This is a genomic window from Paenibacillus sp. cl141a, assembly GCF_900109305.1.
Lineage (GTDB): Bacteria > Bacillota > Bacilli > Paenibacillales > Paenibacillaceae > Paenibacillus_AQ > Paenibacillus_AQ lautus_A.
In genome coordinates this window covers 79887-92025 of record NZ_FNZO01000002.1, presented here as the reverse complement: position 1 = coordinate 92025, position 12139 = coordinate 79887, and the positions used below count along the sequence as shown (strand labels likewise).

Annotated in this window: 12 protein-coding genes; 5 read left to right on the top strand and 7 right to left on the bottom strand. The window is 53.1% G+C overall.

Features of this window, described 5'->3' with window-relative positions; all coding sequences use genetic code 11:
• Positions 1-8: 8 nt before the first annotated feature.
• Both BMX45_RS05495 and BMX45_RS05490 read left to right on the top strand, forming a co-directional pair.
• Positions 9-1307, top strand: coding sequence for an aminotransferase class I/II-fold pyridoxal phosphate-dependent enzyme (locus BMX45_RS05495; RefSeq protein WP_090908859.1), 1299 nt, complete (start codon positions 9-11; stop codon positions 1305-1307).
• A gap of 170 nt (positions 1308-1477) precedes the next feature.
• A complete protein-coding gene (locus BMX45_RS05490; RefSeq protein WP_009592125.1) occupies positions 1478-1600 on the top strand; it encodes a hypothetical protein in 123 nt (40 codons plus the stop codon).
• A gap of 140 nt (positions 1601-1740) precedes the next feature.
• On the opposite strand, the gene BMX45_RS05485 is transcribed toward BMX45_RS05490, so the two are convergent.
• From BMX45_RS05485 to BMX45_RS05470, 4 genes are all read right to left on the bottom strand, one after another.
• Positions 1741-2961, bottom strand: a complete 1221-nt coding sequence (locus tag BMX45_RS05485) for an ABC transporter permease (RefSeq protein WP_090908858.1) — start codon at positions 2959-2961, stop codon at positions 1741-1743.
• Entirely contained in the window at positions 2958-3710 is a 753-nt protein-coding gene (locus BMX45_RS05480) for an ABC transporter ATP-binding protein (protein ID WP_009592122.1), read from the bottom strand. Before BMX45_RS05480 ends, BMX45_RS05485 begins: the two co-directional genes overlap by 4 nt.
• Before the next feature lie 127 nt (positions 3711-3837).
• Complete coding sequence (locus tag BMX45_RS05475) at positions 3838-5184, bottom strand: DEAD/DEAH box helicase (RefSeq protein WP_090908857.1); 1347 nt, start codon at positions 5182-5184, stop codon at positions 3838-3840.
• 253 nt (positions 5185-5437) lie between these two features.
• Complete coding sequence (locus BMX45_RS05470; protein WP_090908856.1) at positions 5438-6322, bottom strand: LysR family transcriptional regulator; 885 nt, start codon at positions 6320-6322, stop codon at positions 5438-5440.
• A gap of 216 nt (positions 6323-6538) precedes the next feature.
• Here BMX45_RS05470 and BMX45_RS05465 point away from each other — a divergent pair, with 216 nt between their 5' ends.
• Complete coding sequence (locus BMX45_RS05465) at positions 6539-7819, top strand: adenylosuccinate synthase (RefSeq protein WP_090908855.1); 1281 nt, start codon at positions 6539-6541, stop codon at positions 7817-7819.
• Here the strand turns inward: BMX45_RS05465 and BMX45_RS05460 are convergent.
• Positions 7806-8567: an alpha/beta fold hydrolase gene (locus BMX45_RS05460; RefSeq protein WP_090908854.1), complete on the bottom strand. Its 762-nt coding sequence runs from the start codon at positions 8565-8567 to the stop codon at positions 7806-7808. The two genes, BMX45_RS05465 and BMX45_RS05460, sit on opposite strands and share 14 nt — an antisense overlap.
• Before the next feature lie 147 nt (positions 8568-8714).
• On the opposite strand from BMX45_RS05460, the gene BMX45_RS05455 reads away from it, so the two are divergent.
• Both BMX45_RS05455 and BMX45_RS05450 read left to right on the top strand, forming a co-directional pair.
• Complete coding sequence (locus BMX45_RS05455; protein WP_090908853.1) at positions 8715-9656, top strand: helix-turn-helix transcriptional regulator; 942 nt, start codon at positions 8715-8717, stop codon at positions 9654-9656.
• A 44-nt stretch (positions 9657-9700) separates the two neighbouring features.
• The gene (locus BMX45_RS05450; protein ID WP_090908852.1) at positions 9701-10534 is read left to right on the top strand and encodes a nucleotidyltransferase domain-containing protein; all 834 of its coding nucleotides are present in this window, start codon (positions 9701-9703) and stop codon (positions 10532-10534) included.
• 12 nt (positions 10535-10546) lie between these two features.
• Here BMX45_RS05450 and BMX45_RS05445 read toward each other — a convergent pair whose 3' ends face one another.
• Complete coding sequence (locus BMX45_RS05445) at positions 10547-11320, bottom strand: SDR family NAD(P)-dependent oxidoreductase (RefSeq protein WP_302847868.1); 774 nt, start codon at positions 11318-11320, stop codon at positions 10547-10549.
• A gap of 93 nt (positions 11321-11413) precedes the next feature.
• On the bottom strand, positions 11414-11872 hold the full coding sequence (locus BMX45_RS05440) for a chemotaxis protein CheX (protein WP_009593072.1): 459 nt from the start codon (positions 11870-11872) through the stop codon (positions 11414-11416).
• Positions 11873-12139 lie beyond the last annotated feature (267 nt).

The following is a 12139-nucleotide window of genomic DNA, read 5'->3' as shown; positions in this document are numbered from 1 at the left end:
ATCAGTTCATGAACCCATTGGTTGGTCAATTGAATGGAAAAATGCAAGCTGGCAATCCGCATGTGTACGACATGCTCTCCACACTCGGCAGGGAAATCTATTTCCCGAAGGAAGGCATCCTGAGCCAATCCGCGGAAGCGACGAACCATGCGAAAAAATATAACGCTACAATCGGCATTGCAACCGAGGGCGGAATCCCGATGCATCTGGGCGTCATCCAAGACAAACTCTCGGCTTACCAGCCGAAGGATCTGTACCCGTATGCCCCTCCGGCCGGCAAGCCGGAGCTTCGCTCCGTATGGCGGAACAAGATGATTCAGGAGAATCCTTCGCTTGAAGGCAAGAACTTCAGCAATCCGATCGTCACGAATGCGCTGACGCATGGACTTAGCATTGTAGCCGATTTGTTTGTGGATGAAGGGGATGCCGTCATTTATCCCGACAAAAACTGGGAAAATTACGAACTGACCTTCGGCATTCGCCGCCATGGCATTCATGTAACCTATCCTCTCTTCACGGACGATATGAAATTTAACGCCGACGGACTTCGTCAGGCTCTGCTGAGCCAGAAGGATAAAGGCAAAGCCGTCGTTCTGCTGAACTTCCCGAACAACCCGACGGGCTACACGCCTGGCGCGGAGGAAGGGGCGGCCATCGTGTCCGCGATCCAGGAAGCTGCCGAGGCCGGCATAAACGTTGTTGTCGTAACGGATGATGCGTATTTCGGCTTGTTCTTTGAAGATTCGCTGAAGGAATCGCTCTTCGGACGCCTGGCAGGCCTTCATCCTCGCGTGCTTCCCGTGAAAGTCGACGGTGCTACGAAGGAAGAATTCGTATGGGGATTCCGGGTCGGCTTCATTACGTATGCGGCTGAAGATAAAGACGTGCTGGACGCTCTGGAGCAGAAAACGCTAGGCATTATCCGCGCAACGATATCCAGTGCCTCCCACCCTTCGCAGACCTTTGTTCTGGAGGCGCTGAAATCGCCGGAATTCCAAGAGCAGAAGGAAGAGAAATTCGTCATCATGAAGGGCCGAGCCAACAAAGTGAAGTCCATCCTGGACAGCGGCAAATACGGCGATGTTTGGGAGTACTATCCGTTCAACTCCGGCTACTTCATGTGCCTTAAACTGAATACGGTAAACGCCGAGGAGCTCCGCTCCCATCTCATTCATGAGTATGGCGTAGGAACTATCGCCCTCGGCGAGCATGATCTCCGGATCGCCTTCTCTTGTATTGACGAAGAGTATTTGGAGGATCTGTTCGACCTGGTCTACAAAGGGATTCAGGATCTGCAGAAGGCCTGATGATCCATTGCATCCGAATATATCACCGTTTAGGTAAAATAAAGACCGGGGATTTCTCCCCGGTCTTTTTTTTTTCTTCTGCCATATCTAAACGCTCGCCCATACACATAGACCAATAGCTACATACAATACCGTGTACTATAAATCAACGAACTGAAAGGGGAATGAACATGGGTGCAGTTGAAGAAGTAAGACACGGTGGATATGGCGGATACGGCGGTGGATACGGAGTTGGAGCAATCCTGGTTCTCTTTATCCTGCTCGTTATCATCACTCGTTCTTTCTGGGTGTAATGACAACCAGTTGACAGCCTATACTAGAAATCGCAGGTAGCCTCACGACACACTGCGATTTCTACAGCCAACCCTAACCCATACGATAACCACCGATAGAAGGCCGGGACGCTAACGTCCCGGCCTCTTCCCGTTTTATTCTATTCGTCGTCATCGTCTTCGCGCCGGCTCTTTCGGGCAGCGGCGCTTCGGAACAGGAACACAACCGCGATGCCCGCAGCCATCGTACCGAGTATCCGCCCTGGCGCGCTAAGGATGCCCGGAACGAGCGGAAGCCACAGCAGGACGGCCCAGAACAGCTGTACCTGGAAGATCAGCTTGCCTTCATTGTCGCGGCGAGTTCCTTCCGGAAGCGGATAGACGTGCAGCCAGAACGATTCCGGATGCAGCTTGCGCAGCGCAGACAATTGGAGCCCGACAATCATCAGGCTGATCAGATATACAAGCGCCGATACCAGGCTGTCCCGGGTGGCCCATACGATAAAGGCTCCAAGGAGTCCGACACGGATCAGAATGCCCAGAATATCGCTGCGTGTCAGGCTCTTGATAAGAAGAAAGCGATAAGCACTCTCCTTCTTCCAGGCCAATCCTTTCCCCCATCCGGACAGCCATTTCCGCGCATGGACGCGCTGCTCCCGCTGAGGCACATTCACGAACCAGCTCAGCACCATCATAACCCGGCTTGCCTGCCGCTGCTCGACGGCAATTAATCGCTCCCAGGCGACCATGTGTTTGACGGGAACGGATAACGCGGCAACATACGTGAGGCCGAGCAGCGCCATGAACAGGAGGGCACGGCCCGTTGGATGCCATAGCCAGGCAGCCAGGCTCAGTGCCGGAACGATCCAGCGGAATACCCGATAGGCTGCTGCCGCGTTCCGTGACACCATAAGCTGCTCCTTCCAGCTGCCATAGCTGGACAGCAGCTTGAACACGGTCAGGACGGCAAACGTAGCCAGCAGCGTCTTTGGCGAAGCATCGCTGCGTATGTATAAAGGCCATAGAATGAGCAGCACCAATCCCAAGCCGATGATTTTATAAAAGACTCCGCTAAACCATGCTTTGCGGAAATATTCCTTCATTCGGGATTCCTGCGGAATGAGGAATACCGTATCCGCCGTGCGCAGATACGTGCGGATGCTGCTGTTGATCATCAGGGGGACAAGGAAAATCAGCATGATCCAGCGTATCGGCAGATCTGGCGGAACTTGCTGCAGAAGTGCGGTATACCATGCCGCAAATGCAATCAGCAGGAACAGGAATACGACGGCGACGCCGCTCTGTATGACATAACCCAGATAGGGAAGGATTTCACCCCAGAACTGCCCGCGTCGTTTGACATACAGCTCACGCAGATTCATTCGCCCTTACCGTCCTGAATCAGCACATTGAACAGCTCTTCCAGGGACATGCCCGGTCTTCCCGCTTGATCCTGGATTTCCTTCAGCGTCCCCTGAGCAATGATGCTGCCGCGGTGCAGCACGATGAACCGGTCGCAATAATTCTCGATCGTCGAGAGAATATGGGAGCTTAGCAATACGGAAGCACCGGATGCTTTCAATTCCAGCATAAAGTCAAGCAGCGAACGGATCCCGAGCGGATCAAGCCCAAGGAAGGGCTCGTCGATGATGTACAGCGACGGTCTCGCGACGAACGCGCACATGATCATCACTTTTTGGCGCATGCCCTTGGACAAATGCGTGGACAGGCTGTCCATCTTCTCTTCCATTCGGAACATCTTCGACAGCTGCGCCGAGCGCGTCTCATAATCCTCGCGGGACACGCCGTAGGAACGAGCCGTAAATTCCAAATGCTCGCGCACCGTCATTTCCTCATACAGCAGCGGGGATTCGGGGACGAAAGCCAAGGCGCTGTGATACGCTTCCGAATGCTCCGAGCGGCTCTTCCCCTGGACCTGGATGGTCCCCTTTTGCGGATTCATCAGACCGAGGATATGCTTCATCGTCGTACTCTTGCCCGCGCCGTTCAGGCCGATCAAACCTACCATTTCCCCCGGTTCCACCTGAAAGGTTACGTCATGCAGAACCGGTCGGTTTATGCTATATCCGCCGCTCAATCCTTGAACAGACAATACCGGCTGTTCGCTCATTATCGATCACCTCTTATTCTGAAAAGAGTCCAATCCACACGGATGATGACCTTACCGAATCCGCATAATTCGGACCCAAAAAACAACATCATTGCTGCAAGCCCCTACGCTCGCGGAGGCCGCAGCATTAGCCCCGTGGAGGCTTATTCTTCAACCATTTCGGAGCGCCCTTGTTCTTGCGGTCACGCTCCCGTTCACTTTGACGCTCGCCCGATGCCTTGCCGTTTCCGGCCTTGCCATTGACGCTGATGGAAGCGGGCTTTCGGGCAGGCTTGTCTTTTCGGGCAGCCCCCGCAGCTGACCCGCGGGGACCTTGACCCCGTTCGGTTACAGCGGAACGCGGGGTTCTTACCTTGCCGCCATACAGGGCGCGTTCTTCGATCGATATGCCCAGCTCGCGATTGAACTTGCGCATGATGAACGTTTGACGGTCCGTGACAAGCGTAATCGCCATGCCGCTCCGCCCCATGCGTCCCGTACGGCCTGCGCGGTGCGTGTAATGCTCGGCATCAATCGGCGGATCGTAATTAATCACCATGCCGAGCCCTTCGATATCGAGCCCCCGGGCGGCGACATCGCTAGCCACCAGAAGCTTGGTGCGCCCTTCTCTAAACGCGTTCAAAACCCGGCTTCGGGTCATCTTGTCGGCGTCCCCGTAAAGAGCAGCTGCGTTTAATCCAAGGTAATTCAGCTTCGCCTCCACCTCTGCCAAATCCTCGGTGGCATTGACGAACACGATCGCACGGTCGGGATTGTAATGCCGAACCACGCGGCGCAGCATGTCCAGCTTGTCGCGCTCTTCCGAGACAAAATAATAATGCTCCAGCGCGGACGGCGTCCGACGCTCCGGATCGATCCCGATTTCAACGGGCTGATCCATCTCCTTCTTCACGAGTTCGGCCGTCTCCGGACTCACCGTTGCGGATAAGAATACCAATTGACGGTCGCGCAAGGCACTGCGCAGAATGCGATCCACATCGCCGGCGCCGCCCAGATTAAACACCTGGTCCACCTCGTCCACCACGATCGTGGTCACTTGGTGCATTTTCAGCTTCCGGATTTCGATCAGTTCCCGCACGCGTCCCGGCGTTCCCACGATCAGCTGCGGATGCAGCCGCAGCTTCTCAATCTGACGCTTGGCCGCGGCACCGCCGATCAGGCCGAGCACGCCGATTCCGCGGGCTTCCCCGTAGCGCTCGCTCTCTCTCACAATCTGGACGGCGAGCTCCTGCGTTGGAGCGAGAATCAGTTTTTGGGCTCCCTTGATCTCCGGATCGATGCCCTGAAGAACGGGCAGCAAATAAGCAAGCGTCTTTCCCGTGCCCGTCTGGGAAGTCGCCAGCACGTCCTTGCCTTCGAGTATGGGAGGAATCGCCTCAGCCTGAACGGGAGAAGGCGTGACAATGCCGAACTCCGCCAATCGGGAGGACAAATCCTCCGCTATTCCCAATGTATGAAATGTAGTTCCAGTCATATGTTAGTCCATCCTTTTTTTAGATATCAGAAGTCTATGATTCCAAAGCGCGTCTGCCTGATATCGCTGGAGAAACTTCCGTTTCGTGCAGTTTGTTTGCTTTATTGAAGGTATAGCAGGCGTTTTTTCGAACGAGTCTTGTTCACTCTTTCTCATTATATGCCAAAACAGGAGTTGCCACCAAATCAAACATGAGAAACGGCCATGCTCTGCGTTTCATGCAGGCTATTTCATCTATGCTTGATGGGCATGCCTAGGGCAGTAGAGCGAGAAACGACTTGGCCGCCGCAGATAGCGGAATGCCTCGAAGCGTTGCAATTCCAATGCTGCGCTCGGGGATCGGCGGATCGAGCGGCACCTCGATCAGCTGGCCTGTTTGCAATTCGTCGTTGGCATAGTCGCGAATGACAAAAGCCAGCCCGAAGCCGCTTCGGGCAAACTGTACCAGCAGCTCGATGCTGCCAAGCTCGAATTCCGGTTTTAGCTTCACGCCTTGGCGTTCGGCGAATTGATCCACGTACCTCCTCGTGCTTCCGCCAGTCTCCAGCATAAGCAGCGGGTAGTTGCCGATATCGTGAAGGGACAATGGGTGCGGTAATCCGGCCCGCTCCGCATACGACCTGCCGGCCACTAAACAATCATGGATCGGCGAGCTTGCGCGAAAGTCGATTTGTTTATCGGAAGCCGGTAAATGAACGATGCCGAAATCAATCTTCCCTTCCTTAAGAAGCGATAGCGTTTCCGGGGTGGTGCGGTTGGTGATGCGGATGCGAATATCCGGATAGGCGGCGTGGAAATACTCCAAATGCGGCAGCAGGTAATACTTGCACAGCGTATCGCTTGCCCCGATATTGATTTCGCCGCTGTGCAAATTATGCATGTCGGCGATCGCCTTCTCGCCGATTTCGATCAAACCGAAGGCTTGCTCGATATAGCGAAACAGCACATCGCCCTCCGACGTGAGCTTCACTCCCTTGGTGGTCCGAAAGAACAGCGGACCTCCGATCGTTTCCTCCAAATGCTTAACGGTATGGCTGACGGCTGGCTGGGTGATATGCAGATGATCCGCTGCCCTCGATAAACTGCCGAGCCGCGCAGTCCAATAAAAGACGCGATACCACTCCATATTGATTTCCATCATGATGACCTCGATTTTATCAAATGATAGCAGGAATCTTGGATGGACATTCGAGAGTTCAACTTCGAATTCCTCCGTTCCCCGTATTCTTCTCTAAAGAATCGTATAACATAAGCCAAACTAATGTCCACTATTACTAATATCAATTTTATTTATAATCAAGCGGCTCATATAATGAGCCATGTACAAGAAAATGATCGTAGGAGGGAACACGTTTTGACAGTCACAGCCATTGTAGGCGCCAATTGGGGAGATGAAGGCAAAGGTAAAATGACGGATGTTCTTGCGGCGCGATCGTCGTATGTCGTTCGATTTCAGGGAGGGAGTAACGCGGGGCACACCATTATCAACGATTACGGGAAATTTTCGCTGCATATGCTGCCATCGGGTGTATTCTATCCAAACGTAACGAATATCATCGGTCCGGGAACGGCTTTGGATATGGAGGTACTGATCAGGGAGCTGCAGGAACTGGAGGCCAGAAACGTTCCCGCGCCCAAGCTGTTTATATCCGAGCGCGCCCAGGTCGTGCTTCCCATTCATCGGCTGCTGGATGAACTCGAGGAAGAACGGCTCGGCGCCCGGGGATTCGGTTCCACGAAACGCGGAATCGCGCCCTTCTACGCGGATAAATATGCAAAGCTGGGCATTCAGGTCGCTGATCTGTTACACCCCGAACGACTTCGTGAACGGCTCGAGCAGATGCTTGACATCAAGAATGTGCAGCTGCAGCATCTTTACGGAAGAGATCCACTAAGCGTTGACGAGATGGTTAAGCAGCTGTTAGAGCCTTTCCAGTTCCTGTCCCCGTATATCCAGGATACGACCACGCTGCTGCAGCAAGCTTATATGAAAGGCGACCCGATCCTCGTGGAGGGGCAGTTAGGAGCACTTCGCGACCCGGATCACGGAATCTACCCGTTTTCCACCTCCTCCTCCACGCTCGCAGGCTATGCACCGGTCGGCGCAGGACTTCCGCCGTACGCTATCAGCCAAGTCATTGCCGTTGTTAAAGCATACTCAAGCTGCGTCGGCGCAGGCCCCTTCGTGACCGAACTGCATGGGGATGAAGCGGATGTACTCCGCCGCCTTGGCGGCGATGCAGGCGAATACGGAGTTACGACCGGCCGGCCAAGACGAATGGGATGGTTTGATACGGTAGCCACCCGTTACGGCTGCATGATTCAGGGAGCTACCGAAGCCGTTCTCACCAACCTTGACGTACTGGGGTATCTGGATGACATTCCGGTATGCGTCGGCTATGAATTAGAGGATGGAAGCATCATTGACCGTTTTCCGGTAACGTCCGATCTGCAGTCCGCAAAGCCTGTCCTGCGAACGCTGAAGGGCTGGAAATGCGACCTGTCGCACATCCGTTCCTTCGACGAGCTCCCGGAAGCCGCGCAGCAATACGTACAGTTTATTGAATCGTCCATTGGCGTACCCGTCAAGACGATCTCCGTCGGCCCGAGACGGGATCAGATTATGATGAGATAGCTGATTCACGGCTTGTTTTCACTTGGCCAACGAAGCCTTCCAGAATCCGCCGAACACCAAGGGGATCGCTCAGCATCGGCAGATGACCGGTGCTCAGGCTCTCCACCCTGTCCGCCGACAGATTGGCTGCCATGCGCTCTTGCAAGGATTCTCCGAACTCCTTGTCTTGGGTGAGCTTCACGTAAAGCTTAGGCACTTGGGGTGCGGATGCTTGAACGCGATCCGTATAGACCCTACGGGATTCCGGGATGAACTCTGCAGCGATGCGGGAGGCCTGCTCCTCCGGCAAATCGCTGCACAACCCCTTGCGGATCACCGATTCAGGCGGCTTCGTTCCGGCCATTTTTAATAAAACCGGCATGATGATCCTCTGGGGAAACGGAAGCGCCGAAACAAACGAACCGCCGCGCTTAGGTATGGCGGCACCGATGGCAACGAATCCGGCTACCCGTTCGGCTAACCTGGCAGCCAGCTCCATGGCCAACACCCCGCCCAGGGAATGCGCCACAAGGACGAACTTGTCCGTATCCCATCTCCTCACCTGCTCCGTTATATGAGTTACATAATCCTCTAGCGTCAAATGATGCCCGGGCATCCCTGCAGCCTCTTCCCGCGACGGGTAATCAACCTTCAAACACGGGTAGCCCAGTCCTTCCGCAACGATATCCCACACGCCTCCGTTCATTCCGGCCCCATATAAAAAAACAAACCCCAGTTCTTCCTGCATCATTTTTTGTTGTTTAGTCATGCATATTCCCCTTCCATAATGTACCTTTCATCCAAGGATTCAATGGAACCCTTGCTGCTTGAAAACATCATATCCGTTAAATAAGACAAATGTTGTCTTATTTAGAGAATAAGATAAAATAAATAATCAAGAGACTGGGGGTTCATTATGCAGAAATCGCAGCGCCTGATTCAATTAATGATGATGATCAATGCAAAAAAATCGTTTACCGTAAGAGAGCTGGCCGACGAATTCGGACTCTCCGTCCGAACGATATCAAGAGATCTGGATGAGCTGAGCGGGCTCGGCGTCCCCATTTACTCTGTGCAAGGACGGGGCGGCGGCTACAGATTGCTGCAGGAACGGATGCTGCCGCCGATCAGTTTCACGGAAAGCGAAGCGATTGCCATCTTTTTTGCCTGCCAATCCCTGAGCTACTTCAGTACGCTGCCCTTCGGTGACGGAGCCGCCACGGCGCTCCATAAGTTCTATCACTACTTGCCGGCAGATATTAAGGAGCAGATCGAACGTCTTAAGGATCGCGTCATGATTCACAGCCCGTTCCGGCCGATGTCGGCCGATATTTTACAAACGCTTATGCAAGCCGTCATGGTCCGGCAAGCGGTCACGATTTCCTATCGTTCTTCCGCCGGAAGCAGCCAGCGGCATATTCAGCCGATCGGGCTATATGCAAGCTCGGGGTACTGGTATTGTCCCGCCTACTGTTTTACGCAAGAGGACATCAGGCAATTCAGGGTGGACCGGATGACGGCGGCCAGCCCCAATGAATCCTTATCGATCCGTGAAGATATCGCGAGCCAAACGCTGCAGGACATGCCCGGGATCGGGGATGTTGAAATGAAGTTTTTTGAGGTAGAATTAACTTCCAAAGGGGTCTGGCTGCTTGAGACGGATACACGGCTCGGTTCCCATATCCATCGGAACACGGACGGCAGCGGCGTTGTTCGGCTTGAAATACCGGCAACCAACGTCAACTTTTATGCGGACTATGTGTGGCGTCTCGGAGAGGAGGCGGTCATCACCTCGCCAGCCGAAGCGGTTTTATGGACCCAAGAGAAAATTGAATCCATGAGGCTAAGATATACTTAAGGACAACTCAATCCCAGTTGGGAGAAATGAAGGAGAGAATATGCATGACTTCACAAGTGGATCGCTTAATTAAGCGGATAACGGAAGAGCTTCGCGGGGTACCCGGCGTTACAGGAGTCGTTCTCGGGGGCTCCAGGGCCAAAGGAACCGCCAGACCGGATTCCGATATCGACATCGGCATTTATTATGATGAAGCCCAAGGTTTCAAGGTGGAGGACATCGCCAAAATCGCGAAGGAATTAGATGACGAGCATCGGGATGGGATTATCACTTCATTGGGCGAATGGGGAGCCTGGGTTAACGGGGGCGGATGGTTAGTGATCGAGGGGTATCATGTGGATTTCTTATTCCGGGATGTGCACCGCGTGTCCGGCATCATCAACGACTGTTCGGCAGGAAAGGTGTCCGCGCATTACCAAACCGGTCATCCGCATGCCTATCTGAATGTCATGTACATGGGGGAAATTGCGATCTGCCGCATATTATGGGACTCGGATAACCGCATACAGACTCTGAAAGCCAAAACGGCTCCCTATCCGAAGCCTCTGCAGGATGCGATGATCGGCAATTTCACTTTCGAGGCATCCTTCTCTTTGATGTTGGCGAATAAAACGGCTTCCAGCGATGACATCACTTATGTTACAGGTCACTGCTTCCGCTCCATTTCGTGCTTGAACCAAGTGCTCTTTGCCAAAAATGAAATGTACTGTATCAATGAGAAGCGTGCGGTGTCCATGATCGAGACCTTCTCCCTCAAACCGGCGAATTACAAGGAACGCCTGGACCAAGTGATCACGCTGCTCTCATCGGATACAGAAAAAACAAAACAAGCCACTGCGCTGCTTCAGGACCTTATAGCCGAAACGGAAGCTTTGTAGCGCACACGGCCCTCATTTCTTATTCATCCATTTGTAAGACACACGGTCTGCAAACCGCGGAAACAGCTGATACAGCCTTATGCCAAAGGAGGCCAGCCTCGGAAGATTCAGTTCTTCCTTGCGTCTATGAACCAGTTTTACTACCTGATCCGCAACATAATCCGCCTTCATCATGAACCAGCTTACATTCTTGACATACCCGCCGGTCGGATCGGCCAAGGAAAAGAACGGAGTATCGATCGGCCCGGGGTTTACGGTCGATACGGTTATGCCCGTGTTCCGCAGCTCCTGCCGGAGTGAATTGCTGAACCCTAGCACGGCATGCTTGGTAGCCGAATAAGCCGTGGATTTGGCCGTTCCGATCTTCCCCGCCATGGATGCAATGTTGACGATTTGACCGTCGCCTTGCTTCAGCATGCCCGGCAGCACGGCTTGCGTACAGCGTACAATGCCCATATAGTTGACGTCCATCATATCCTGAAACTCTTCCTGAGGCATGTCCATAATACTTTCAAACTTGCCGTATCCGGCGTTGTTAATCAGCACATCGATTCTGCCGTGCCTTTGAAATACGGCCTCCATGACAGACGACACCTGCTCAGAGTTCTGAACATCCATGGTTGCCAGCTCGTGGGGACCGGATAAACGCGCACCCACCTCCTGCAGACGATCGGCCGAACGGGCGCACAGAACAACGTAAGCTCCCTGAGCGGAGAGCTTCTCCGCGATCAAGGCACCGATTCCGCTGGATGCTCCCGTAACAACTACAACTTTATGATTCAGCATGATTTCATTATCCCTTTCCTCACCGGCGCAGCCCTCCATTCTAAATTATCCATAGAGCAGCTTCACGCACGGACTTGGGTTATTACTCCTATTTTATGAAATCATGACTTGAATATCCAGCTCTCCGATTCCTTCCATTCGAAGCGGAATACAAAGCGCCTTCTTCTGAATAAGACTGGAGGTGCTATCCGACTTCATTACCTTGGGAGGTGTGATATCCACGCTGACGCCCTGGTTCGATAAAATGGTGCTGGCATTGCCGCTGATCATGTTGCCGAGCTCTGAAATCGCGCTTTGCCCCATCTCATCCATTTCGGTAATGACATAGCCGCCCATCATCACCGATACCATCTGCAGCGCTACCTGCTCCTGAATTCCAAATACGATGTCACCGTTCATTTGGCCTGTCATGCCGATTTGGATCCAGATATGATTCTCCATGTATCCGATCTCTTTGACCCCAAGATTCCCCGTGGAGGGTGAAACCTGTATGACTTGTTCGATAACGTGTCGTGCGGACTCTAAAAAAGGATTGATGACTTCCGCTTTCATTCCTCATTACGCCCCTTTCACTGGGTTGTTGGTCAGGGTCCCAAAGTCCCACCTCTATATTTAAACATTATAATGGATACCTTGTAATAAATCATCACAAAATAGCGACAGCCCTCATTCCGACCACTGTCTTACGATGTCAGCTATCGCTTGAGACGCTTTAGTACGAAGATATTCCTTTCGCTTAAACGGGCCTTAGGTCTCACCTTTTTTCTATGTCTACTTTACTATTATCGGATGGTTTCCCCATCTTTTAATAATAATTAA

Excerpts from the sequence above, each read along its gene's own strand:
- BMX45_RS05460 (WP_090908854.1), bottom strand. The coding sequence starts at position 8,567 with ATGACTAAACAACAAAAAATGATGCAGGAAGAACTGGGGTTTGTTTTT.
- BMX45_RS05455 (WP_090908853.1), top strand. The coding sequence starts at position 8,715 with ATGCAGAAATCGCAGCGCCTGATTCAATTAATGATGATGATCAATGCA.
- BMX45_RS05470 (WP_090908856.1), bottom strand. The coding sequence starts at position 6,322 with ATGGAAATCAATATGGAGTGGTATCGCGTCTTTTATTGGACTGCGCGG.
- BMX45_RS05485 (WP_090908858.1), bottom strand. The coding sequence starts at position 2,961 with ATGAATCTGCGTGAGCTGTATGTCAAACGACGCGGGCAGTTCTGGGGT.
- BMX45_RS05480 (WP_009592122.1), bottom strand. The coding sequence starts at position 3,710 with ATGAGCGAACAGCCGGTATTGTCTGTTCAAGGATTGAGCGGCGGATAT.
- BMX45_RS05475 (WP_090908857.1), bottom strand. The coding sequence starts at position 5,184 with ATGACTGGAACTACATTTCATACATTGGGAATAGCGGAGGATTTGTCC.
- BMX45_RS05450 (WP_090908852.1), top strand. The coding sequence starts at position 9,701 with ATGACTTCACAAGTGGATCGCTTAATTAAGCGGATAACGGAAGAGCTT.
- BMX45_RS05495 (WP_090908859.1), top strand. The coding sequence starts at position 9 with ATGAACCCATTGGTTGGTCAATTGAATGGAAAAATGCAAGCTGGCAAT.
- BMX45_RS05490 (WP_009592125.1), top strand. The coding sequence starts at position 1,478 with ATGGGTGCAGTTGAAGAAGTAAGACACGGTGGATATGGCGGATACGGC.
- BMX45_RS05440 (WP_009593072.1), bottom strand. The coding sequence starts at position 11,872 with ATGAAAGCGGAAGTCATCAATCCTTTTTTAGAGTCCGCACGACACGTT.
- BMX45_RS05445 (WP_302847868.1), bottom strand. The coding sequence starts at position 11,320 with ATGCTGAATCATAAAGTTGTAGTTGTTACGGGAGCATCCAGCGGAATC.